We start from the raw sequence: 22,615 nt of genomic DNA on the forward strand, positions 1-22,615 counted from the left end.
CTAGAAGGACTCCGTGGAACTGAACAGGCCAACGCGCAGGTCGTTGGCAGTGTAAATTTCGCGGCCATCGACAGATAGAACGCCATCGGCGATGCCCATAATCAGGCGACGTTCAATGACCCGCTTTATGTCTATTTTATAGACCACTTTTTTTGCTGTGGGTAAAATTTGGCCAGTGAATTTAACTTCACCAGAGCCGAGTGCGCGACCGCGGCCGGGGTTGCCGCGCCAGCCGAGGAAAAAGCCAACCAGCTGCCACATTGCATCGAGGCCCAGGCAGCCAGGCATAACCGGATCGCCGGGGAAGTGGCAGTTGAAGAACCAGAGGTCGGGGTGGATATCGAGTTCGGCAACGATTTCGCCTTTACCGTATTTTCCTCCCTCTGAGCTAATGTGCGTGATGCGATCAAGCATCAGCATGTTGTCGGTTGGTAACTGTGCGTTACCGGGACCGAATAGCTCTCCATGGCCACAGGCGACCAGTTCTTCTTTGGCGAAAGCGCTTTGTACAGTCATAGGGTATCCAGTTGTGCCCTGATATGGACGATGGGCGCCCCACTTGGGGCAAGATGACCGCCGGGACAGCGGCGTATTTGTATTGTTGGTGCTAATTCTAATGGCTGGAGCGAACAAGTCCAGCCCGTCGTGCCTTATCACGTGATCTGAAACTGGCTCTTGCCGCGTGATTCTCAGTGGGTATAGTAGTGGCCTTGTCCCCTGTGGCAGTTTGCTCGGCCTTCGTGCAATTGCGATCGTGACGCTCCGAGACGACTGTCAGACCGTTAAAAAAGGATCTTCATGTTAGTTCCCGTCCTCTTATCTGGCGGCGTCGGCAGTCGCCTGTGGCCAGTATCCCGTGAGCTACACCCCAAACAGTTGTTGCCGCTGGCCGGCGACTTTTCTATGTTGCAGGACACCTTGGCGCGCACCGCTGGCTTGGATGCCGCTGACCCCGTCGTGGTGTGCAATGATGACCACCGCTTTATGGTCGCCGAGCAGCTGCGCCAGATAAATATCGAGCCTGCTGCTTTGATCCTCGAGCCGGCTGGGCGCAATACCGCTCCAGCGGTCGCTTTAGCGGCGCTGCAATTGCTAAAGCAAGATGCACAGGCGCTGATGTTAGTGCTGCCTGCCGATCACTTGATTCAGGATGTTGAAGCTTTTACCGCAGCGGTGGCCAAGGCGCTGCCGCTGGCCGAATCGGGGCGCCTGATGACTTTTGGTGTGGTGCCCACCCAGCCTGAAACTGGTTATGGTTATATTCAGTGTGGTGCCCGTGAGGCTGAGGCGGTGTTTGATCTGAAGCGCTTTGTGGAAAAGCCTGATGCAGAGACCGCGCAGTCCTACCTTGATGCCGGTGATTATTTGTGGAATAGCGGCATGTTTTTGATGCGCGCAGCGACCTATTTAGAGCAGTTGCGCCAGCATGCGCCAGCGATGCTTGAAGCCTGTGAAGCCGCCATGGCCGGCGCCAGCCGTGATCTGGATTTTGTCCGGCCCGAAGTGGCAGCTTTCAGTGCCTGTCCCTCTGACAGCATCGACTATGCGGTGATGGAGAAAACCGACCTCGGGGCGGTAGTGTCTTTAGATTGTGGCTGGTCGGATATTGGTGCTTGGTCGGCTCTGTGGGAAGTGGCGCAGCGCGATGCCAGTGGTAATGCCAGTTCAGGTGATGTGCTCTTAGACAATTGCCGCAATAGTTATTTTCGCAGTGAGTCGCGCCTAGTGGCTGCCACCGGCGTGTCTGATTTGGTCGTGGTAGAGACCGCTGATGCGGTATTAGTAGCCGATCGCAATCAAGTGCAAGATGTGAAGCGCTTGGTCAATGCGCTCAATGAGCAGGGCCGCAGTGAAGCGCAGTTACACGCCCGAGTATACCGTCCCTGGGGTTCATACGAGTCCCTAGTTGTGGCAGAGCGCTTTCAGGTTAAGCGCATAGTGGTAAACCCCGGTGAAAAGCTGTCTTTGCAAATGCACCACCACCGTGCGGAGCACTGGGTGGTGGTTAGCGGTACCGCGGAGGTGACCTGTGAAGATCGAGTATTTATGCTCGCAGAAGATGAGTCCACTTACATTCCTTTGGGGCACAAACACCGCTTGGCCAACCCCGGGCGCATTCCGCTGGAGTTGATAGAGGTGCAGTCAGGGGCCTATTTAGGTGAAGACGATATCGTACGTTTTGAAGATGTGTATGGCCGCCAACAGGCCGATGAAAAGGACCAGCAAGAATGATCAGTAAATGTCTATTTCCAGTGGCGGGTTATGGCACCCGCTTCCTACCAGCAACTAAAAGTATGCCCAAGGAAATGCTGCCAGTGGTAAATAAGCCTTTGGTGCAGTACGGGGTTGAAGAGGCCATTGATGCGGGGATGACTACCTGCGCCATGGTCACTGGCCGCGGTAAGCGGGCTATTGCTGATCACTTTGATATCAGTTTTGAGCTGGAGCACCAAATTTCGGGAACGGGTAAAGAAATCTACCTGGAGAGCATCCGCAATGTATTGGACAAGGGTGTTTTTACCATGGTCCGTCAGCGCGAAATGCGAGGCCTAGGCCATGCCATTTTGACTGGTGAGGCGCTAATCGGCAACGAGGCCTTTGGCGTGGTGCTGTCCGATGACCTTTGTCTTAATGATGGTCCTGGAGTATTAAGCCAGATGGCCGAACTATACCGCCAGTTCCGCTGTTCCATCGTCGCCATTCAAGAAGTGCCGATGGATGAAGTACATAAATACGGCGTCATTGCTGGCACCAGCCTCAAAGAGGGAGTTTATCGGGTCGATGAAATGGTGGAAAAACCAGCTGCCGAGGACGCGCCTTCTAATTTGGCGATTATTGGCCGCTATATTCTTACCCCTGATATTTTTGACATTTTGCGTGACACGCCGCCCGGTGCCAACGGTGAAGTGCAGCTGACCGATGCGCTGCAAACACAAGCCCGCAGAGGCTGCGTGATGGCCTATAAGTTTAAGGGCCGGCGCTTTGATTGCGGCAGCGTGCCCGGCTTTGTCGAGGCCACAAATTATGTCTATGAAAATGTTTATACCAAGAATTGAGGAACTAACAGGTGGATGAGCTTAGCTGTTTTAAGGCCTACGATGTTCGGGGCCGCATCCCGGATCAATTGAACGAAGATATTGCGCTGCGTATTGGTCGCGCCTATGCCGAGGTGGTCAAGCCGAAAAAAGTCGTGGTGGGGCAGGATATTCGCCTCAGTAGCGAGGCTATCAAAGAGGCGCTCACTCAAGGTCTGTTAGAGCAGGGCGTCGATGTCTACGATATCGGCCAGAGTGGTACCGAGGAAATTTATTTTGCCACCTCCCATGCCGACATGGATGGCGGCATCGTCGTCACTGCCAGCCACAACCCCAAAGATTACAACGGCATGAAGTTTGTGCGGGAGCAATCCAAGCCAATTTCTGGCGATACCGGCTTGTTTGATATTCGCGATTTGGCCCAGAAAAATGACTTCAAGCCGGCCAGTCGCCCCGGGCAGCGCCATCAGCTCAACACCGATGAGGCGTATATACAGCACTTGCTGAGCTATGTGGATGTTGCGGCTTTGAAGCCACTGCAGATTGTGGTCAATGCCGGCAACGGCGGCGCCGGACGTATTGTGGACTTGCTTGAGCCTCACTTGCCTTTTGAGTTTATTAAGCTGCAGCATCAGCCGGACGGTAACTTTCCCAATGGCGTCCCTAATCCGCTGTTGGAAGAAAACCGAGCGGTGACGATTGCAGCCGTGAAGGAGCATGGCGCTGATTTGGGTATTGCCTGGGATGGCGACTTTGACCGCTGTTTCTTTTTTGATGAGCGCGGCGACTTTGTTGAGGGTTACTACTTGGTGGGGCTACTAGCACAGGCTTTTCTGCAGCAGGAACCGGGTGCTGGTATCGTGCACGACCCGCGTTTGACCTGGAATACAGAGGCTATTGTCGAGCAGTATGGCGGTCGAGCTATTCAAAGCAAAACCGGGCACGCATTCATTAAAGAGCGTATGCGCTTAGAAAATGCTGCTTATGGTGGCGAGATGAGTGCCCACCACTATTTCCGCGATTTTGCCTACTGTGATAGCGGTATGATTCCTTGGCTCTTGGTGACCGGCTTGATTGCCAGTCGCGGCAAAACCTTGTCAGAGATGGTGGAAGAGCGTGTGGCTGCTTACCCCTGCAGCGGCGAAATCAATCGCAGCATTGCGGACCCAGCGGCGGTACTAGCTAGGATAGAAAAGCAGTACAGCGCCAGCGCGCTGCTGCTTGAAAAAGTCGATGGTTTGAGCCTGTCCTTTGATGACTGGCGCTTTAATCTGCGCCTGTCTAACACCGAGCCAGTGGTGCGCCTGAACGTGGAGAGCCGTGCTGATCGCGCCTTAATGGAGCGTAAAACCGCGGAGCTGCTAGCAATTATTGACGCTTGACCTGGCTCGTCTAATCCAGCCTTTGGGCCTCGCGCCAGCGCAGCATTAACTGCTCTGTAGCCGGGTCTAAGGGCGCGGCTTTTTGTTCACCCTCAAGGCGTGACAGTATGTCCATGCCGATATCTTTGCCCAGCTCTACGCCCCACTGATCAAAGGAGTTGATGCCCCAGAGTTGACCACTGCAGAAAGTGCGGTGTTCATAGAGCGCTAGTAATGCGCCCAAAGTCTCCGGTGTGACAGCCTCAAAGCTAATCACCGTGTTGGGGCGGTTGCCGGGCATCGCCAAGTGGGGCGCCAGCTCTTCGGCTTCGCTATCGCTGAGGCCTCGCTTTAACAAGGCCGCCTTGGCTTCCTCTGCTGAACGACCCAATAGTAGCGTGCGGCTCTGGGCGAGCCCGTTGGCTACTAGAAAACGATGCTGCTCAGTCATGCCGGTGTGGGTAGTTAAGGGCAGAATAAAGTCTACGGGGCATAAGCGAGTGCCTTGGTGCAGCAGTTGATGAAAACTGTGCTGGCCCATGGAACCAGCCGAGCCCCACAGTATCGGCGCTGTGTGGTAGGGCAGGCTGCGGCCGTCTTGGGCGACCTGTTTGCCATTACTTTCCATGGTCAACTGCTGTAGGAAACTCGGCAATCGCTGCAGGCCTTGGTCATAGGGCAGCACGCTGTGGTTTTCGGCAGCAAAGAAATTGCAGTACCAGATTTCTAATAAGCTCAGCAGCATCGGCATGTTTTGCGCTACGGGGGCCTGTTGGAAATGCTCGTCCATGCGCTCTGCGCCTGCTAAGAAGGCAGTAAAGTTGTCCCAGCCGATGGCGATGGCGCAACTCAAGCCAACCGCAGACCACACAGAGTAGCGGCCGCCAACCCAGTCCCACAGTGGCAGACAGTGTTGATCAGGAATGCCAAAATCCGCAGCGGCCTCCAAATTGCTGGTAATCGCCAGAAAGTGCTTGTCTAGATCGGCTTCGCTGGCTCCCGCATTTAACACCCATTGGCGCGCCACTTGGGCGTTGATGAGGGTTTCTTCGGTGCGAAAAGACTTGGAGCAGATAATAAAAAGAGTCGACTCTGGGCTGAGCTCTAGCAGCGTGCTTTGTAAATCTGCTGGATCAACATTGGCGACATAGTGGCAGGCAATGTCGCCGTGATAGAAACGTAAAGCGTCGCTCACTAAGCGCGGTCCGAGGTCTGAGCCGCCAATGCCAATGTTGACCACATCAGTAATAACAGCGCCGGAAAACCCTTGATGCTGACCTTGGTTGAGCCGCTCACACCAATCGCGCATGCGCTGCTGCGTGCTATGAACTTGCTCAAGTTTGTCGCGCAAGGCGGACAGCGGTGCCTGTTTGGCACGTAACAGGCTGTGCAGTGCTGGGCGCTGCTCGGTATTGTTAAGCGCCTCACCCTGTAATAGCGCAGTGGCTCGCGCTGCTAGCCCAGCCTGCTGGGCTAGTTCGATAAGCTTACTGTGGGCAGCAGCGCTCAATAAATGCTTGGAGAAATCTAATCGTAGGCCCGCGGCTTCAAGAGTGAACTGTTCAACGCGATTAGGCTGTTGGCTGAAAAATTCTTGAATACTGGCCGACTTTAAGCTGTCCGCCAGCGCTCGCAATTCAGCATAGGCGGGTAAATCAGTCAGTAATGTCGAGGGGATCATGCGGCTGCTCAGTGTAAATAAAGCGCCTAAGTATACTGCCTAGTGATCCCGCTTTATAGAGAGCGCAGTGACAGCGAGCAAAGCTTCTTTGGCAGGGCTTGGCGGCAGGTGGGCAATCGCGGCCAGTGCGGCATCGTGATAATGCTGAGCCTGTTGCCGGGTGTAGGTGGTACCGCCGCAGCGATTGACTGCTGCAACAATCTCATTGAGCGATTCGCTGGATTTGTTGATGATCGCCTGGCGCACCAGTTCGCGCTCAGCATCGCTGCCCTGCTGCATCACGTGGATAAGAGGCAAGGTGGTTTTACCTTCAGTGAGATCATCGCCTACATTCTTGCCCATGGCCTCAGGGTTGCCTTCGTAATCGAGCACGTCGTCAATCATCTGAAAGGCGATGCCTAGCTTGAGGCCAAACTCTGCCATGCTGTCTTGTTCGGCCGGGCTGCAGCCACTGAGTACGGCTGCGCCATAGCAGGCTGCGGCAAACAAAACGGCAGTTTTGCGGGTGATGACTTCTAGGTAGTCCGCTTCGCTAGTGTCCGGATTGCCGGCGCGGGCTAGTTGTAATACCTCGCCTTCGGCAATGGTGTTGGTGGTGTCGGCCATGTGCCGCAATATGGCCATATTGTCCAATTGCACCATCAATTGGAACGCGCGGGTGTAGAGAAAGTCACCTACTAGCACACTGGGCGCATTGCCAAACTCGGCGTTAGCTGTGGGCCGTCCGCGTCGCAAGCTGGAAATATCTACCACATCGTCGTGGAGTAAGGTGGCGGTGTGGATAAACTCGATTATGGCAGCGAAAGTTACATGCCGCTCACTGCATTTGCCCAGAGCCGCGCCACACAGTAGCGACAGCAAGGGTCGCAGGCGTTTACCACCAGCATCGACAATATAGTGGCCGATGTTTTCAACCATGGACACGTCGGAATGAAGTTGTTCGATAATGAGTTGGTTGACCGCTTCGAACTCTTCGGCAACGCTGGCGCGGATTTGCTGCATAAGTAGTGGGTGCTAAGGAAAAACGGCATGCTAGGGTGCCCTCAGGGGGCTGTCAAGAAGGGGGCTCGGCTAAGCAGAGCTTTTGCCACCAGTTCTACTTAGAAAGCCAAATATCCCTTGCTAGAGGGCCGTGTTTTCAGTAGAATCGCCGCCCTCTGCATCTGCTTGGTCCTTCCACGGTCTGCAGCAGGTATTTTTAACTGTTTGTGCCTAGCTCTGCCCCCTTTGATTTATAAGGGTTTTTTTTTGAACTGCGAGCAGGCTAATTAAACGGAGTATGTATGTACGCAATTATTGAAAGCGGTGGCAAGCAGCACCGTGTGAGCGAGGGCGAAACCCTCAAGCTGGAAAAGATCGAAGTTGCCACTGGCGAAACCGTGGAGTTCGACAAAGTACTGATGATCGGCGGTGACGCTGTTAAAATCGGTGCTCCGCTTGTTGATGGCGCTAAGGTTACTGCAGAAGTGGTTAACCACGGTCGTCACAAAAAGGTGAAAATCGTCAAATTCAACCGTCGTAAGCACTCTCGGAAGGAAACTGGCCACCGTCAGTGGTACACCGAAGTGAAAATTACTGGCATCACGGCGTAAGGGAGATTATCGACAATGGCACACAAGAAAGCTGGTGGTAGTACGCGTAATGGACGCGATTCGCAGAGTAAGCGCCTAGGTGTTAAGCGCTTTGGTGGCGAATCAGTTCTGGCAGGCAACATCATCGTGCGTCAGCGTGGCACACGTTTCCACGCAGGTGACAACGTTCGCATCGGTAAGGACCACACTTTGTTCGCAACTGCAGAAGGTAAAGTTGAGTTCGTAGTGAAGGGCCCAAAAAGCCGCAAGTATGTTCAGGTGGTGAGCGCCTAAACATCGGTTCGCGAGAACTGCAGGAAAGGCCTCGTCAGATGACGGGGCTTTTTTTTGCCTGTTGTACCAGCACCACATCGCAGCATTTGACTGAAATGGTATAAAGTGCAACTAACACGGCTCGACTGAGACCTAGTGCAATGAAGTTTGTAGATGAAGCAACAATTAAAGTATTCGCGGGTAAAGGCGGCAATGGCTGCCTGAGCTTCCGGCGCGAGAAATACATCGAAAAAGGTGGCCCTGACGGCGGCGATGGGGGTGATGGCGGCAGCGTATACATGGAAGCTGACGACTCCCTAAACACCATGATTGACTACCGTTATCAGCGCTCTTTCCGCGCTGAAAGCGGCGAGGCCGGTCGCGGTCGAAACTGCACCGGTAAAAGCGGTGAAGATTTAGTGCTGAAGGTGCCGGTTGGCACCACCATTATCGATGAAGACAGTGGCGAAGTGCTGGGTGATTTGTCGGCCCATGGGGAGCGCTTAAAAGTGGCTCAAGGTGGTTTTCACGGCCTGGGTAATACGCGTTTTAAATCCAGTACTAACCGTGCACCGCGACAGACTTCGCCAGGCAGTGAGGGCGAGTATCGCTCCTTGAAACTTGAGCTCAAGGTCTTAGCAGATGTTGGTCTGCTCGGTTTGCCTAACGCAGGTAAGTCGACCTTTATTCGCGCCGTATCAGCGGCTACACCTAAAGTTGCGAATTACCCTTTTACTACCCTAGTGCCCAACCTCGGTGTAGTAAAAGTGGATGCTCACCGCTCTTTTGTGGTGGCAGATATTCCCGGTTTGATTGAAGGTGCCTCGGAGGGTGCCGGCCTGGGAATTCGCTTCCTCAAGCATCTGACCCGCAACCGTATCTTGTTGCACATCGTGGATATGGCGCCTTGGGATGATGTGTCGCCAGCCGATGCCGCCCTGTCCATCGTGCGAGAGCTGGAGCGCTTTAGTCCCACCTTGGCCCAGCGGCCCCGCTGGTTGGTGTTAAATAAAACTGACTTGCTCGATGCCGAGCTCTTGGCCGAGCGCCGCGCCGAATTGCTCGAAGCATTGAATTGGGATGGCCCGGTTTACGAGACCGCCGCTATCAGTGCCACTGGCACAGAGCGCTTGTGTCAGGACATGATGCTGTTCTTGGAGGAGCAGCGCGAGCGCGAGGCAGCCGATCCCGAGCTAGCTGAACAAGAACAGGAAGAACAGTCGCGTATGCAGCAAGAAGCGCGGCAGCGGATTGAGGCCTTGCGTGCTAATTATCGCCAAGCTGCCCAGGACGCACGCGCCGCTGCGCAGCAGCGAGATGACGATGATTACGATGACGACGACTATGATGTCGAAGTGGAATATGTGCCGTGATGCAGGCCGGTATTGAGCGCAGCGAGATAGCAGCTGCCAAGCGCTGGGTAGTAAAAGTTGGCAGCGCCTTATTAACCGATGACGGGCGCGGCCTCGATCAAAAGATCATTGCCGCTTTGGTGGCGCAGCTGGCGGATTTGCGCAGCAAAGGCTGCGAAGTGGTCTTGGTGTCCAGTGGTGCTGTCGCCGCCGGCTTAGTGCGCTTAGGTTGGCGTGGTCGCCCGACCGCTCTGCATGATTTACAGGCCGCGGCAGCAGTTGGACAGTCGGTGCTGGTGCAGAGCTATGAAAACGCTTTTAAAGATTACGATATCGCCACCGCTCAAATTTTACTGGGTCATGACGATGTCCTGGCTCGGGATCGCTACCTCAATGCGCGGGGCACCTTGACGACCTTGATGCGTTTGGGGGTGATGCCAATCGTCAATGAAAACGATACCGTGGTCACCGATGAGATCCGCTTTGGCGATAACGATACCCTAGCGGCCTTGGTGGCTAACCTCATTGATGCCGACGCTTTGTTGCTATTGACCGATCAGCAGGGGCTGTTTGATGCCGACCCGCGCAGTCATCCAGATGCCAAGTTGGTACAGCAATGCGATGTCCATGCGCCAGAATTGGATGACATGGCAGGTGATGGCGGGGTATTGGGTCGCGGTGGCATGGTCACTAAGCTGCGCGCCGCGCGATTAGCGGCGCGCTCTGGCACCGAGACGGTGATTGCCCTGGGTCGTGAGGCTGACATCATCGCCAAGGTTGCCCGAGGTGATAATATAGGCACTTGGCTGCGCACCGGTAAGCAGCCGCAGAATGCGCGCAAGCAGTGGCTGGCGGGTATGCTACGGGTCCCAGGTAGTGTCGAACTCGACGACGGTGCCGTGCGAGTGTTGCGCGAATCAGGCCGCAGTCTGCTACCAGTGGGTGTCCGTGCAGTGCAGGGTAATTTTCAGCGGGGCGATATGGTAGCCTGTCGCGATAGTCAGGGCCGGGAAGTCGCTCGGGGACTGATTAATTACAGTGCGGTGGAAGCGCGTCAGCTGCAGGGGCAACCCTCCTCTGCCATTGAGGATATTCTCGGTTATCAGGGCGACGCAGAGTTGATCCATCGAGACAACTTAGTGATTCTGTAGCGACTCGGTATTTCTAAGCATTACAAGCGGGCCTGAGTATGGAATAATCGCCCGCTTTCTACCCCCATCGGAAGGTTCATGACAGCGTCACCCACGCTTCTTCTCAGCATTTATTGCATCGCCATCGCTCTATTTTCATTATTGGGCGGGCTGCTCCCTTCGTGGGTGCGGATGACGCATATTCGCACCCAACTGATTATGAGCTTTGTGTCGGGCTTAATGCTGGGCGTAGCCTTCTTTCATTTACTGCCGCACAGCATAGCGCTGCAGGAAAGCGATCAGGCCGTGGATATATCGGTGTGGTGGCTAATGACCGGTTTGATCGTCATGCTGCTGTTATTGCGCATGTTTCATTTTCACCAGCACGATTTCAGCCATGATGAGCACGCTCATGGGCAGGGCCATGCTCACAAGCATGACCATGACCATGGCCATGATGGGCCCAAGACCAGAGTGAATGGTTTGAGCTGGGTCGGCATTGCGCTGGGTTTGGCTCTGCATACCCTAATTGATGGCGTGGCCTTAGGCGCTGTATTACAGGGTGAGGCCACCACTGGTACTGGCATTGCCGGCTTGCTCGGGGTGGGGGTGTTCTTAGCCATTTTGTTGCACAAGCCCCTCGATGCCATTTCCATAATCACCGTCATGGAGGCCGGTGGCTGGAGCCGTTCAGCCCGCACCTTGGCTAATGTTGCCTTTGCCCTTATGTGCCCCTTGGGCGCCATGCTATTTTATTTTGGCGTAGATCTTTTGGGCCCTGCGCGACACTATGGGGTGGCTGTGGCGCTGGCTTTCTCGGCCGGGGCGTTTATCTGTATCGCCTTGAGTGACCTCTTGCCTGAGGTGCATTTTCATAGCCATGACCGCGGCAAGCTCACCTTCGCTTTTCTGGCAGGCATTGTGTTGGCCTATAGTATTGGTAGTCTGGAGCCGGCGAGCGCTCATGTCGCACACGGCCAAGAGGAGCACACTGTATGGTTAAGCGAGTAATTTATCCGCCGCTGTGGCTGGTGATCGCTCTGGTATCGGTTTTTGCGCTGAATGAATTCTTGCCAGGCCCGCGCTTTACTGGACTTGCTAGTCAGCTTATTGGGGGCGCCATTTTACTCTTTGGTCTCGCTTTGCTGGTCCTGGCAGGTGGCCTATTTAAGCGTGCCGGTACCGATATGATTCCCTTTAAAAACGTCACTGCATTAGTGACTGAAGGTGTTTACTCTTGGACACGCAACCCGATGTACTTAGGTATGGCCTTAGTCCTTCTTAGCGCTGCGGTGACTGTAGGCGCCAGCACAGCGCTGCTGATACCGCCGCTCTTTATGCTGGTTATTGAGTGGCGCTACATCCGACCGGAAGAGGCTATGCTGCGTGATTTATTTGGCCAGCAATACCTCGACTACTGCCAGAATGTACGGCGCTGGCTGTAAGCGCTGTTACTGCTCGGCGCCTAGCTTGAGCGCCCGATCCTGAGTTCGACCATCACTTTCTGCCTGGGCCAGCCAAGTGGCCAAGTGCTCCATCACGATTTGCTCTAGGGCATCAATGTGTCCTGCTTGGGCATTGAGGCAGGGGATATATTCAAAACGCTCACCGCCGGCGCCAAGGAAATAGCCTTTATTTTCAACCGCGATTTCTTCCAGTGTTTCCAAGCAATCTGAGGAAAAGCCCGGGCACACTATCTGCACCGATTTAATGCCCTGTTCTGGCATGGCTTTGAGGCTTGCATCCAAATAGGGCTGCAACCAAGCGGCGCGCCCAAAGCGGGACTGAAAGGCAGTCATATATTCATGCTCTTCTAAGCCCAGCGCTTCGGCAACTAAGCGCGAAGTTTTTAAACACTGGCAGTGGTAGGGGTCGCCTCGGTCGAGGTAGGCCTGGGGTTCGCCGTGGAATGAAAAAATCAGCTTGTCGGCGCGCTCATGCTGTTGCCAGTGTTCACGAATGCTGTTGGCCACTGCCGCAATATAGGCGGGGTGGTCGTGGTACTGGCTGATAAAGTGCAGCTCTGGCAGCCAGCGCCGGCGGCGGAAGTCCTGGCTCAGGGCATCGAAGGTCGAGGCGGTAGTGGAGCAACTGTATTGTGGGTACAGGGGCAGGACCAATAATTGTCTTGCGCCGCGGTTCCAGAGAGACTGCAGCTTTTGGGCAATTGATGGATTGCCATAGCGCATAGCGAAGTCGACCACGACGCGTTCCCCGCAGCGCGCGCTGAGCGCTGCCTGTAGGGCCTCTGCTTGGGCTTTGGTGTTTAGCAGTAGTGGTGAGCCCTCTTCGGTCCAAATGCTGGCATAGGACTGGGCTGAGCGCGCTGGGCGTATGTTAAGAATGACCCCGTGCAATATAAACCACCATACCAAGCGCGGTATTTCGACCACCCTGGGGTCCGATAGAAACTGCTTTAGATAGCGCCGCAGCGCCCTCTTTTCAGCAGCATCAGGGGTGCCGAGGTTGGTCAGCAGTACGCCAATTCGGGGCTTATCGCTGTGCTTAAAGTTGTCTGTGCCAATGTATTTCATAGTGCGCGCCAATATACGGTTGTAGTCTAGTAATGCCAAGCAGATAGGCACTTTATTGAGCGGCTATGGCGATGGACGAGTTAGCGCCACACTTGCTAAAGTGAGGCCAAAACCCATAGCAATAGGCCTTTTAATGCTAACAATAACACGCTTCCTGTTTGCTTTTATTGTCACTAGTAGCGCGCTGACAGTCAGTGCTGCTGCACCTGAGTCGATGCTCAAAGAGCTCGATCAGCGCGCTGCGCAATACGCGCAGCTAGCCCAGTCTATTTGGGATAAAGCGGAGCTGGGCTACCTTGAAACAGAGAGTTCAGCTCTACTGCAAGACACACTCAAAGCCGAAGGTTTTAGCATTGACAGCGCTGTGGCCGATATTCCCACAGCATTTGTGGCCAGTTATGGCTCAGGCGCTCCGGTCATTGCTTTGCTAGCGGAGTTTGACGCGCTGCCGGGTATTTCTCAGTCTGCTGCTGCCGTGCGCGAAGAGCTGGCCGACAAGAGCTCTGGGCACGCTTGTGGTCACCATCTTTTCGGTGCCGGCTCTACGGCGGCGGCAATTGCCATCAAAAACTGGCTGCAGGAGCAGGACTTGCCCGGTACGGTGCGCCTCTATGGGACACCGGCAGAAGAGGGCGGCAGCGGTAAAGTGTATCTAGTGCGCGCCGGACTGTTTGCCGACGTTGATGCGGTGCTGGTCTGGCATCCTTCCGATGCCAATGCCGTCAACCCGGCAACAAGCTTGGCTAATAAGTCCGCTAAATTCCGCTTTCATGGCATATCTTCTCACGCAGCTGTAGCGCCAGAGCGCGGGCGCTCGGCTTTAGATGGTGTTGAGGCGATGAATTACATGGTCAACATGATGCGCGAACACATCCCACAGGAGTCACGGATTCACTATGTGATAAGCAGTGGCGGATCGGCGCCCAATGTGGTGCCAGACTTTGCCGAAGTGTTTTACTACGTGCGCCATCCCCAAGCAGCTCAACTAGAGCTAATATGGCAGCGCGTGATGGCCGCCGCTGAAGGCGCAGCCCAGGGGACAGGGACCACCATGGAAGCTGAGGTGATTCATGGCAATCACAGCATGTTGCCAAATAAAACACTAGCCACTGCGATGCATCGGCGCCTCGAGCAGGTTGGCGGTGTGCACTACAACGCCAAAGAACAAGCCTATGCACAGCAGATCAGTAGTAGCCTTGATCAGAGCCAAGTACTTAAAGGTCAAGAGCAGCAGATTGAGCCGATGCGCCTAGAACAGGGTATGGGTTCGACCGATGTAGGGGATGTGAGTTGGCAGGTGCCCACCGTTGAGATGCGTGCAGCCACTTGGGTGCCGGGGACGGCGCCGCACAGTTGGCAGGCGATTGCGGCAGGCGGCACTTCCATCGGTCATAAGGGTATGATGGTGGCGGCCAAAACCATGGCCTTGACCGCCGCTGATTTGTATCAGCAGCCAGCGCTACTGCAGGCCGCTAAAGAGGAGTTTGAGCAGCGCCGTGGTAAAGATTTCCACTATCAAGCATTACTTGGTGATCGCGAGCCACCACTCGATTATCGCCGTTAATATAACCTTTAATAAGGAGAGGGCATGAGCCTCAGTGAACAATTTAAATTGGATGGTAAGGTCGCTTTAATTACCGGCGGAGGCAAGGGTATTGGTGCTGGTATAGCACGCACCTTTGCCGAAGCTGGCGCCAAAGTAGCGATTGCTGCCCGCACTCGAACCGATCTAGAACAGGTTGCTGCCGAGGTGGCGAAGTTGGGTAGCGAGGCCTTGGTTATTGAGGCCGATGTGCTCGACTATGATCAGTTGCGCGCTCTGGCACCGCAGGTCATAAAGCACTTCGGCCGCCTAGACATTCTGGTCAATAATGCCGGTGGCGGGCCGCCTCGTCCCACCGCTGAGATCAGCGTGGAAGAGTTTGAGTATGTCTTTCGCTTTAATGTCAGTACCGCCTATGAGCTCACCCGAAGCTGCGTGCCGCTGATGGTGGAAACCGCCGGTGGCGGTGTGGTGCTGAATATCTCTTCGGTGGCTGGTGAAAAACCTGCGCCCTGTTTTGCCGCTTACGGTACGGCCAAGGCCGCGCTGAGTTACCTGACTCGAGTACTAGCGCAAGAGTACGCACCTAAGGTACGGGTCAATGCTATAGCGGTGGGCTCAACTCGTACTGATGCTCTGCAGGCAGTACTCAATGATGAAATTGAGAAAACCATGGTAGAACTGACACCTTTGGCAAGGTTGGGTGAGGTGGAAGATGTTGCCATGGGCGCACTCTATCTTTGTTCCCCGGCGGCATCTTATGTCAGCGGCGATATTCTTGGGCTCAACGGCGGTTTGGAGCGTTTGAATATGAAAATGCCCCGGGCTTGGGGTGGCGAGCACTGATCCTGCTCCCATCTGCCTAACTAGCATCTGGCCCCAGTGCTACTGGGGCCTTTATCACCCTTGGTTCAATAAGCTGGCGCAATGATCCGCTCTATACCTTGCTAGCTTCGCCTAGTCCCGCTTCAATAGCTAAAGCAATTAATTTTGGAGTGTAGCTATGAGCAGCAATAACGACCCCAATCATCTTTCGCGCCGGGAAGTCCTGCGTAACGGTGCCTCACTGGCTGCGGCTGCCGCACTGCCCCTATCCCTAAACGTCAGCGCCGACAGTAGCGGGCTCAGCGCCGCCGAGTATCGCCAGTACGATGGCTTGGGCTTGGCCAGCCTGGTGCGCAAAGGTGAGGTCTCTGCACTGGAGTTGCTAGAGCTGGCCATTGCCCAGACAGAGGCGCTCAACCCGACACTAAACTGTGTGGTAGAAAAGCTCTACGACCATGCCCGCCAACATATTGCCGCGGGCCTGCCTGAGGGCCCATTTGCGGGAGTCCCCTTTGTGCTCAAGGATTTGGGCATGATGTTAGAAGGCACTGTGACCAATAACGGTTCGCGCTTCTACGCCGGTGCTAAGGCGAGCTACACCAGCACACTTGTGCAGCGCTATCAGCAAGCTGGCCTAGTGATTTTTGGCAAATCTGCCAGCCCTGAGTTTGGCGCTACGCCAACCACAGAGTCGATACTTTTTGGCGATACCCCCAACCCTTGGCGTTTATCGTATACCCCAGGCGGTTCATCGGGTGGGTCTGCGGCGGCGGTGGCCGCGGGTATTTTGCCTTTGGCTAATGCCACAGATGGCGGCGGCTCGATCCGCATTCCGGCCTCTTGCTGCGGCCTCTTTGGCATGAAGCCAAGCCGTGGTCGCACACCTCAAGGCCCTATGGTCTTAGATTCGGATTTTTCTGTGGCTCACGCGGTCACCCGCAGCGTACGGGACTGCGCGGCACTGCTCGATGCCACTAGCGGCCCAGAGCCGGGGCAAACGGTGATTGCACCAGCGTCACAGAGCAGTTTTCTATCGGCTTCGCAGACCCCGCCCCCTAAGTTGAGAATTGGCCTGATCACGGTGCCAGTGACCCACAGCCCGGTTGACCCCGAGTGTCGTAAAGCCACAGCTAACACTGCGCGGCTATGCGAAAGCCTCGGTCATTCGGTGGAGGAGATCAGCTTGCCAGTTGATCCACAGGAGTTCTTTGAGGGCTATGGCGCGATTTCAGCGGCGGGTACGGTCAATCGCGTTCAGCAGCGAGAGAGGGAGCTCGGTCGCAGTGTGACAGAAAATGATTTAGAGCCGATCAACTGGTTTATGTATCAGCGCGGGCGCAATAATCTCGCAGTGGATTTGCATCGCGGCCGCATGACAGTGGCTCGAGTGGCCCGCAGTATTGCGCTGCTGCAACAAGACTACGATGTGCTGCTATCGCCAACCATGGCCACACCGCCCGTTAAGCTGGGTAAACTGAGCCTCAACCAACCCTACCCAGATTACGAGCGCGAGGCCATCAGCTTCTCCGCCTTTACTTCGCTGTATAACGCCACCGGGCAGCCAGCGATGTCGCTGCCTTTGCACTGGACTCCAGATGGTTTGCCGGTCGGCGTGATGTTTGCCGGGCGCTACGGCGAAGAGGCCTTGCTGTATCAATTGGCCGGTCAATTGGAACAGGCGCAGCCTTGGTTTAATCGTCTGCCCCCGAGCATCGTATGACGGTAGTCACGCGTGGGCCGGATGTGCCGGCAGTACTCAGAACGGCTGAGGAGTGTTTTGCAAACTTAGCCGACTTTCCATTTGCCCCGCACTACCAGCAGGTCAGCTTGGCGGGCGGGCGGCAAACTTTGCGCATGCATTACATTGATGAAGGGCCGCGTGAGGCGCCGGTGCTTTTGCTGCTGCATGGAGAGCCGAGCTGGAGTTATTTATATCGCAAATTAGTGCCGCTGTTCACTGCCGCGGGCTATCGCGTAGTGGCGCCGGATTTAATTGGCTTTGGTCGCTCTGACAAGCCCACTCGGTCCTGGGATTATAGTTTTAGCGCACACATTCAGTGGTTGCGTGAGTTAGTGCTGGGCCTTGATTTACAGCGCATCACTCTGGTCTGTCAGGACTGGGGTGGTCCAGTGAGTCTGGGGGTGCTGGCACAGGAGCCCGAGCGCTTTGCTGCTGTGGTTGTCGCCAATACCATGTTGCATACCGCCGGCCCCGAGTTAGCCGGACGCACCACTTGGGCGGTTCATGCCAGCGGCGAACAAGACTCTACGGTTAACCGCTTGTTACTGGATTGGGCGCGTGCTGGTTTGCGCGAGTCGCACTTTGTTGCCGGTGAATCGCTGCAGCATGCTACTGTGAGTCACTTGCCCGAGTCTGTCATTGCCGCCTATAACGCGCCCTTTCCCAGTGAGTGGCACAAGGTGGGGATGCGTCAATTTCCGCTGCTGATACCGCTGACTGCTAGCGATCCGGGCGCGGAAATTAACCGCGCAACATGGGCGGCGCTGGAGAACTTTGAGCGGCCTTTTCTGACTCTGTTTAGCGACAGCGATCCGACCACCGCCGGCTGGGAGGCGCTATTTCGCGAGCGCGTGCCCGGCGCCAAAAGCCAGCCACATGGACAGCTGCAAGGGGCCGGGCATTTTTGGCAGGAGGATTGTGGCACCGAGGCTGCAGAGCAAATCCTCGCTTGGCTGCGGCCTTTTAATCCTCCGAGTTGACAGTGCTAACACTAGACAGCTGAGGGCCCCCCTTGTAATGTTTCTGGCTGCCTTATACTAATAACAAGGAGCCACTATGCGGAATTTGGTATGCAGTGATACAGCCTTTAACAAGGGGGGAATGCTGTGAGTGTGAGCGAGCAGGACCTACAAGATTTTCGTCAAGAGGTGTCCGCTTGGATGCGCGATAACAAACCCGCTGATCCCGGCTTTCTGCTGCCTCAATCCTTTATGGAGGTGGGCACTGAGCAGCAGCTGGACTTTCTGCGCGAGTGGCAACATAAAGTGTGGCAAGCGGGTTACTTGGGCATGGCCTGGCCGAAAGAATACGGCGGCGGCGGTCTGTCGCCGATCTTTCAGAGCATCGCCGACCAAGAGATGCGCCGTCACGGGGTACCCATTTGCTTCAATGTCATTGGCCTTGGTTGGGCCGGCCCGCTGATTAACGATATCGGCAGTGATGAGCAAAAGGCCCGTTATTTGAAAGGTATTCTCAGTGCCGAGGATATTTGGTGTCAGGGTTTCTCCGAGCCAGACCACGGCTCCGATCTTGGCAGCGCTCAGACACGCGCAGTGCGCGAGGCTGATGAGTATGTGATTAATGGCACCAAGATCTGGACCACCATGGGCAACTACGCCCGCTATATGATTTTACTGGCGCGCACCAATCCTCAAACTGAGCGCAAGTACGACGGCCTGTCGTTTTTCCTTGCTCCGATGGATGTGCCAGGTATCGACGCAGTGCCAATTCGCAAAGTCACTGGCGAGTACGGTTTTACCGAGACCTTTTTCAAAGATGCACGAATTCCTGCCGAGTCATTGATGGGGGGAGAGGGGCAGGGCTGGAAGATTGCCATGAAAACCCTGCAATACGAGCGCGGTGCTGAAGCTGGCGCCGCTGGAGGTTTGGCTTTTGAGCGCATTGTGATCGATGACATGATCGAGCAGTTGCGCGATATGAGTCGCGACGGCGCGCCCTTGCTCTCCGATCCTGTTACCCGTGACCATCTAGTGCGCTTGATCATGGAAGAAAAGTCGATTGCATTAGGTGACAAGCGTGCTGCTATTGCACCGCTAACCACGGACTATCCCTTCTCACTCCAGCTTTCTAGCAAGCTGCGCATCACTGAATACGCTCGGCGTATGCGGCAGTTTGCTATTGCCCAGCAGGGTGCGGCCGGTAGTTTGTACGTGGGTGATGAGCAGGCTAGGCAGGGCGGCTTTTGGCAGCGGGCCTATTTTAATAGCTTCTCCGCCACTATTGGCGGCGGCACCAGCCAGGTGCAGGCGAATATTATCGCAGAGCATATTCTCGGTTTGCCGAAGTAGGAGCTAAGGATGTCAGTAATTGCCAATACCAAACTGTCCTTCGATGAAGACCAAGCGATGATTATGGAGGTGGCGCGGGAGTTTTGCCGTAATAAATCAACGATGCAGGCGGTTCGCGGACTGCTCGATTCAGCCAGCGGTTTTGACTCCAATGCGTGGCGCGAGCTGGCCGATCTGGGCTGGCTGGGCATTGCTCTACCAGAACAACTTGGCGGTTCGGGCTTGGGGGTCGCCCACACTGTGGCGATCGTTGAGGCTATGGGGCGCAGCATGTTGAGCGGCCCTTTTGTCACTAGCACTCTGGCCGCCCAATTGGTCCTACGAGCGGGCTCCAGCGCAGTGGGCGATAGGCTATTGCGCGACGTGATTGCTGGGGTGCCAGCGACGGTGGCGCAGTTGGAGAGTGCCGACTGGGGCTCGGATAGCTGCGCCTGCTTGATAGATGACAATGGCCAGCTACAGGGCAGCAAGCGCTTTGTCGCTGATGCAGAAGTCGCCGGATGGCTGGTGCTGGTGAGTCGCTACCGCGGCGCCCCAGCACTGGCCCTGATACAAGCTGAGCAATTGCCCCCTGCCGCCATCAAGACCCATACTTTGGTTGATGAAACAAAGCGCGCTGCGACTATTGATTTTAGCGGGCTGCAGCTGGCTCCAGAGGCCATTATTAGCACTGAGGGACTCAGCGCAGCCCTGCGAGATTACGCCTTATTGGGCGCTTTACTCAGCGCAGCAGAGGCAACAGGCAGCGCCGCAGCCTGCTTAGATAGCACAGTGGAATACCTTAAAACGCGCAAGCAATTTGGCAAATTGATCGGCTCTTACCAGGCGCTCAAGCACCCCTGTGTGGATATCCTCAATGCCATCGATGCCTCGCGTTCTTTTTTGTATCACGCCGCTACTTTATTAGGAGATGAGCCCTTGTCGAGGGACGCTGAAATTGCCTGTCGCATGGCCAAAGCTCAAGCCAGTGAAACCCTGCTATACGCCAGCGATCGGGCTGTACAGTTCCATGGTGCAATGGGTTTTACCTACGATTGTGATGCGCAGCTGTATATCCGGCGGGCTCAGTGGAGCCAGCAGCAATTTGGCGACGCCGCGCATCACCGCAAACGCCTCGCGGCCCTATTGCTCGATGAGTAAGCGTGGCGGGATTAAAGGCGGCGGCTTTGGTCGCGGCTTGAGTATGTCGCTGGCCGGTTTGCGCGCCGGCGGAGCTTTTGCGCTTGATGGCGCTTGGCAGCGACTGCGCGGTGATGATGGCGAGCGGCTCGATTCGCCCTTTGCCCGTCGTGAGGCGCGACGTTTCGTGGCGGAGTTGGGGCGCCTAAAAGGCACTTACGTCAAAATTGGCCAGATGCTGGCTTTGCTCGGCGAGCACTTTTTGCCGCCAGCCTTGACCGAGGCTTTACACGAGCTTGAAGCGGGCACTGAGCCGCTGCCTTGGTCGGAGATTGAGCCGATGTTGCGCGAGGAATTAGGTGCCCACTATCCAGCACTCGATATTGAGCCCCAAGCACTGGCGGCAGCTTCACTGGCGCAGGTGCACCGCGCCACTATCCGCAGCAGCGGCGAGCAGATTGTACTGAAAGTGCAGTACCCGGGTTTGGCCCGAGTGATAGATGCTGACTTTGACGCAGTGGTGCGGATGTTGCTGATGGCGCGTTGGGTGCAGGCCGGGCGCGATCTCGACGACTGGTTAGCCAGTATGCGCGAGCAGCTGCACCATGAAATCGATTATCAGCGCGAAGCCGATATGATGCAGGAAATGGCGCGGCTCACCGAGGAGATCAACAGCCGGGCCGAGATGGCGGTGCGCTATCGAGTGCCGCGATTGTATAGCGACTACAGTAGCGGCACAGTATTGGCGATGGAGTATATCGATGGCTGCTTGGTCACCCGCGCTGAGGTCAGTCAGCTGAGCCAAAAGCGTCGCAATGCCTTGGCTGAAGCGATGCTGGAGTTACTGTTCTACGAGCTCTATGACTGGGGCCTGCTGCAAACTGACCCCAATTTTGGCAATTACCTGATACGACTGTCTGAGCAGAATGGCGATGAATTGGTGCTGTTAGATTTTGGCTCAGTTCTCTGCCCGGAACAGGAGTTTTTACTGCATTTGGGCAATGTGATCAGTGCCGGCATGGTCGCTGATGAAGAGGCCCTGATCGAGGGCTTAGTGGGCTTGGGCTGTCTGCGCAGTGATAGTAGTGCAGCGGCCCAGCAAAGCTTTGCAGAGTTTTGTCAGCAGTTGTTAGAGCCCCTGCAAGAGCCGGGCGATTTGCCGCCCCAGTACCTCAATGCCGAGGGCGAGTACCGCTGGGGCCAGTCACAGTTGATGCGCCGGGTTGGCAAGCAAGCAGCGGAGTCCGCGGCGATGCGTGACTTCACTACTCCGAGCCGAGACTTTGCGCTCATCGCGCGTAAGTTGACCGGCGTGTTCACCTTTATCGCGGTACTCAATGCCGAATTTAACGCCCACGCCGCCGTACAGCGTCATATTGAGAACTGGCTGGCCGCAGAGTGACAGGCTGGTTCAGTAAGGCGGCGGCCTGATCAACAATCACAGTGGCCGCGGGGTGGGACTGCAATACGGATGCGGGGCAGTCGACAGACATAGGGCCATCAACCGTGGCTTGAACAGCCTCGGCTTTGTTGTCACCGGTGGCCAGTAAGATAACTTGGCGGGCGGCCATAATGGTGGCGATTCCCATGGTAATTGATAGCTCCGGCTGCCGCTGATCTTGGCTAAAAAAGCGCGCGTTGTCGCGCATCGTTTCCGGCGATAGTTTGGCTACTCGGGTGCGAGAGGAGAAGGCTGAGCCCGGCTCATTAAAGCCGATATGGCCGTTGCGACCAATGCCCAAGAGCTGCAGGTCAATCCCCCCTGCGGCTTCAATAGCGCGCTCGTACTGGGCACAAGCTGCCTCTGGATCTGGCGCGTCGCCGGGGGGCACGTGCGTATTACTCGCCTGAATATCAATGTGATCGAAGAGCTCTTGCTGCATAAAATAACTGTAGCTGTGCGGGTGTGTCGCAGCGAGCCCTAGATACTCATCGAGGTTAAAACTCTGCGCCTGGTTGAAACTGATCAAGCCGCCGTGCTGGCGTTTGATTAGCTCGCGATACAACTTCAGGGGTGTAGAGCCCGTGGCCAGACCAAATACCGATGCCGGTTTGTGCTGCAATTGCTGCTGGAATAGTTCTGCTGCGTAGTCGGCAACCTGCGTCGGAGTATCGAGAATAACGACCTTCATTGCTTGTTC

The 22,615-nt window shown here is 55.6% G+C and carries 21 protein-coding genes; 16 read left to right on the forward strand and 5 right to left on the reverse strand.

What is annotated here, in order from left to right; translation table 11 throughout:
• Positions 1 to 516 carry a 3-hydroxyacyl-[acyl-carrier-protein] dehydratase FabA gene (gene fabA / locus H2508_RS13635; protein WP_182174903.1) on the reverse strand — a complete coding sequence of 172 codons (516 nt, stop codon included), beginning with the start codon at positions 514 to 516 and terminating at the stop codon, positions 1 to 3.
• 282 nt (positions 517 to 798) lie between these two features.
• Here fabA and H2508_RS13640 point away from each other — a divergent pair, with 282 nt between their 5' ends.
• Genes H2508_RS13640 through H2508_RS13650 form a run of 3 tightly spaced genes read left to right on the forward strand, consistent with a single transcriptional unit; the run spans position 799 to position 4,417 of the window.
• Positions 799 to 2,232, forward strand: a complete 1,434-nt coding sequence (locus H2508_RS13640; RefSeq protein WP_182174907.1) for a mannose-1-phosphate guanylyltransferase/mannose-6-phosphate isomerase — start codon at positions 799 to 801, stop codon at positions 2,230 to 2,232.
• The gene (galU, locus tag H2508_RS13645) at positions 2,229 to 3,056 is read left to right on the forward strand and encodes a UTP--glucose-1-phosphate uridylyltransferase GalU (RefSeq protein WP_182174910.1); all 828 of its coding nucleotides are present in this window, start codon (positions 2,229 to 2,231) and stop codon (positions 3,054 to 3,056) included. The genes H2508_RS13640 and galU overlap by 4 nt, the downstream gene beginning before the upstream one ends.
• An 11-nt stretch (positions 3,057 to 3,067) precedes the next feature.
• On the forward strand, positions 3,068 to 4,417 hold the full coding sequence (locus H2508_RS13650) for a phosphohexomutase domain-containing protein (protein WP_182174913.1): 1,350 nt from the start codon (positions 3,068 to 3,070) through the stop codon (positions 4,415 to 4,417).
• A gap of 10 nt (positions 4,418 to 4,427) precedes the next feature.
• Here H2508_RS13650 and pgi read toward each other — a convergent pair whose 3' ends face one another.
• Both pgi and H2508_RS13660 read right to left on the reverse strand, forming a co-directional pair.
• A complete protein-coding gene (gene pgi, locus H2508_RS13655; protein ID WP_220463793.1) occupies positions 4,428 to 6,077 on the reverse strand; it encodes a glucose-6-phosphate isomerase in 1,650 nt (549 codons plus the stop codon).
• 39 nt (positions 6,078 to 6,116) lie between these two features.
• Complete coding sequence (locus H2508_RS13660; RefSeq protein ID WP_182174916.1) at positions 6,117 to 7,079, reverse strand: polyprenyl synthetase family protein; 963 nt, start codon at positions 7,077 to 7,079, stop codon at positions 6,117 to 6,119.
• A 281-nt stretch (positions 7,080 to 7,360) separates the two neighbouring features.
• On the opposite strand from H2508_RS13660, the gene rplU reads away from it, so the two are divergent.
• The 6 genes from rplU (at position 7,361) to H2508_RS13690 (ending at position 11,848) form a co-directional block, all read left to right on the forward strand.
• The gene (gene rplU / locus H2508_RS13665) at positions 7,361 to 7,669 is read left to right on the forward strand and encodes a 50S ribosomal protein L21 (protein WP_182174919.1); all 309 of its coding nucleotides are present in this window, start codon (positions 7,361 to 7,363) and stop codon (positions 7,667 to 7,669) included.
• Between the two features lie 15 nt (positions 7,670 to 7,684).
• Positions 7,685 to 7,942, forward strand: a complete 258-nt coding sequence (gene rpmA, locus H2508_RS13670) for a 50S ribosomal protein L27 (RefSeq protein ID WP_182174923.1) — start codon at positions 7,685 to 7,687, stop codon at positions 7,940 to 7,942.
• 140 nt (positions 7,943 to 8,082) lie between these two features.
• Positions 8,083 to 9,294 carry an Obg family GTPase CgtA gene (cgtA, locus tag H2508_RS13675; RefSeq protein WP_182174926.1) on the forward strand — a complete coding sequence of 404 codons (1,212 nt, stop codon included), beginning with the start codon at positions 8,083 to 8,085 and terminating at the stop codon, positions 9,292 to 9,294.
• On the forward strand, positions 9,294 to 10,424 hold the full coding sequence (gene proB, locus H2508_RS13680) for a glutamate 5-kinase (RefSeq protein WP_182174929.1): 1,131 nt from the start codon (positions 9,294 to 9,296) through the stop codon (positions 10,422 to 10,424). The genes cgtA and proB overlap by 1 nt, the downstream gene beginning before the upstream one ends.
• Positions 10,425 to 10,502: 78 nt before the next feature.
• A complete protein-coding gene (locus H2508_RS13685; protein WP_182174932.1) occupies positions 10,503 to 11,414 on the forward strand; it encodes a ZIP family metal transporter in 912 nt (303 codons plus the stop codon).
• Positions 11,399 to 11,848, forward strand: a complete 450-nt coding sequence (locus H2508_RS13690; RefSeq protein ID WP_182174935.1) for a methyltransferase family protein — start codon at positions 11,399 to 11,401, stop codon at positions 11,846 to 11,848. Before H2508_RS13685 ends, H2508_RS13690 begins: the two co-directional genes overlap by 16 nt.
• Positions 11,849 to 11,854: 6 nt before the next feature.
• Here the strand turns inward: H2508_RS13690 and hemH are convergent, their stop codons facing one another.
• Positions 11,855 to 12,937, reverse strand: a complete 1,083-nt coding sequence (hemH, locus tag H2508_RS13695; RefSeq protein WP_182174938.1) for a ferrochelatase — start codon at positions 12,935 to 12,937, stop codon at positions 11,855 to 11,857.
• A gap of 133 nt (positions 12,938 to 13,070) precedes the next feature.
• Between hemH and H2508_RS13700 the strand changes: the two genes are divergently transcribed.
• The 7 genes from H2508_RS13700 (at position 13,071) to H2508_RS13730 (ending at position 21,876) form a co-directional block, all read left to right on the forward strand.
• A complete protein-coding gene (locus H2508_RS13700) occupies positions 13,071 to 14,501 on the forward strand; it encodes an amidohydrolase (RefSeq protein ID WP_182174941.1) in 1,431 nt (476 codons plus the stop codon).
• 24 nt (positions 14,502 to 14,525) lie between these two features.
• Positions 14,526 to 15,326 (forward strand): glucose 1-dehydrogenase, encoded by an 801-nt coding sequence (locus H2508_RS13705; RefSeq protein WP_182174944.1) that lies wholly within the window; start codon positions 14,526 to 14,528, stop codon positions 15,324 to 15,326.
• Positions 15,327 to 15,483: 157 nt separating this feature from the next.
• A complete protein-coding gene (locus tag H2508_RS13710; RefSeq protein ID WP_182174947.1) occupies positions 15,484 to 17,025 on the forward strand; it encodes an amidase in 1,542 nt (513 codons plus the stop codon).
• Entirely contained in the window at positions 17,022 to 18,026 is a 1,005-nt protein-coding gene (locus H2508_RS13715) for a haloalkane dehalogenase (protein ID WP_182174950.1), read from the forward strand. The genes H2508_RS13710 and H2508_RS13715 overlap by 4 nt, the downstream gene beginning before the upstream one ends.
• Positions 18,027 to 18,206: 180 nt before the next feature.
• Positions 18,207 to 19,355, forward strand: a complete 1,149-nt coding sequence (locus tag H2508_RS13720; RefSeq protein ID WP_220463808.1) for an acyl-CoA dehydrogenase family protein — start codon at positions 18,207 to 18,209, stop codon at positions 19,353 to 19,355.
• Between the two features lie 9 nt (positions 19,356 to 19,364).
• Positions 19,365 to 20,495 (forward strand): acyl-CoA dehydrogenase family protein, encoded by a 1,131-nt coding sequence (locus H2508_RS13725; protein WP_182174955.1) that lies wholly within the window; start codon positions 19,365 to 19,367, stop codon positions 20,493 to 20,495.
• Complete coding sequence (locus H2508_RS13730) at positions 20,488 to 21,876, forward strand: ABC1 kinase family protein (protein ID WP_182174957.1); 1,389 nt, start codon at positions 20,488 to 20,490, stop codon at positions 21,874 to 21,876. Before H2508_RS13725 ends, H2508_RS13730 begins: the two co-directional genes overlap by 8 nt.
• Here the strand turns inward: H2508_RS13730 and nagB are convergent.
• Positions 21,821 to 22,606 carry a glucosamine-6-phosphate deaminase gene (gene nagB / locus H2508_RS13735; RefSeq protein ID WP_182174959.1) on the reverse strand — a complete coding sequence of 262 codons (786 nt, stop codon included), beginning with the start codon at positions 22,604 to 22,606 and terminating at the stop codon, positions 21,821 to 21,823. The genes H2508_RS13730 and nagB overlap by 56 nt on opposite strands.
• Positions 22,607 to 22,615: the final 9 nt, after the last annotated feature.

The organism is Sediminihaliea albiluteola (genome assembly GCF_014077625.1).
In the GTDB taxonomy this organism is placed as follows: Bacteria; Pseudomonadota; Gammaproteobacteria; order Pseudomonadales; family Halieaceae; genus Sediminihaliea; species Sediminihaliea albiluteola.

Bases quoted from the DNA above. Each gene is read 5' to 3' on its own strand.
- H2508_RS13690 (WP_182174935.1), top strand. From the start codon at position 11,399: ATGGTTAAGCGAGTAATTTATCCGCCGCTGTGGCTGGTGATCGCTCTG.
- pgi (WP_220463793.1), bottom strand. From the start codon at position 6,077: ATGATCCCCTCGACATTACTGACTGATTTACCCGCCTATGCTGAATTG.
- proB (WP_182174929.1), top strand. From the start codon at position 9,294: ATGCAGGCCGGTATTGAGCGCAGCGAGATAGCAGCTGCCAAGCGCTGG.
- nagB (WP_182174959.1), bottom strand. From the start codon at position 22,606: ATGAAGGTCGTTATTCTCGATACTCCGACGCAGGTTGCCGACTACGCA.
- H2508_RS13705 (WP_182174944.1), top strand. From the start codon at position 14,526: ATGAGCCTCAGTGAACAATTTAAATTGGATGGTAAGGTCGCTTTAATT.
- H2508_RS13710 (WP_182174947.1), top strand. From the start codon at position 15,484: ATGAGCAGCAATAACGACCCCAATCATCTTTCGCGCCGGGAAGTCCTG.
- fabA (WP_182174903.1), bottom strand. From the start codon at position 516: ATGACTGTACAAAGCGCTTTCGCCAAAGAAGAACTGGTCGCCTGTGGC.
- H2508_RS13660 (WP_182174916.1), bottom strand. From the start codon at position 7,079: ATGCAGCAAATCCGCGCCAGCGTTGCCGAAGAGTTCGAAGCGGTCAAC.
- H2508_RS13720 (WP_220463808.1), top strand. From the start codon at position 18,207: ATGCGCGATAACAAACCCGCTGATCCCGGCTTTCTGCTGCCTCAATCC.
- rpmA (WP_182174923.1), top strand. From the start codon at position 7,685: ATGGCACACAAGAAAGCTGGTGGTAGTACGCGTAATGGACGCGATTCG.
- H2508_RS13715 (WP_182174950.1), top strand. From the start codon at position 17,022: ATGACGGTAGTCACGCGTGGGCCGGATGTGCCGGCAGTACTCAGAACG.
- rplU (WP_182174919.1), top strand. From the start codon at position 7,361: ATGTACGCAATTATTGAAAGCGGTGGCAAGCAGCACCGTGTGAGCGAG.
- H2508_RS13725 (WP_182174955.1), top strand. From the start codon at position 19,365: ATGTCAGTAATTGCCAATACCAAACTGTCCTTCGATGAAGACCAAGCG.
- cgtA (WP_182174926.1), top strand. From the start codon at position 8,083: ATGAAGTTTGTAGATGAAGCAACAATTAAAGTATTCGCGGGTAAAGGC.
- galU (WP_182174910.1), top strand. From the start codon at position 2,229: ATGATCAGTAAATGTCTATTTCCAGTGGCGGGTTATGGCACCCGCTTC.
- H2508_RS13685 (WP_182174932.1), top strand. From the start codon at position 10,503: ATGACAGCGTCACCCACGCTTCTTCTCAGCATTTATTGCATCGCCATC.
- hemH (WP_182174938.1), bottom strand. From the start codon at position 12,937: ATGAAATACATTGGCACAGACAACTTTAAGCACAGCGATAAGCCCCGA.
- H2508_RS13700 (WP_182174941.1), top strand. From the start codon at position 13,071: ATGCTAACAATAACACGCTTCCTGTTTGCTTTTATTGTCACTAGTAGC.
- H2508_RS13730 (WP_182174957.1), top strand. From the start codon at position 20,488: ATGAGTAAGCGTGGCGGGATTAAAGGCGGCGGCTTTGGTCGCGGCTTG.
- H2508_RS13640 (WP_182174907.1), top strand. From the start codon at position 799: ATGTTAGTTCCCGTCCTCTTATCTGGCGGCGTCGGCAGTCGCCTGTGG.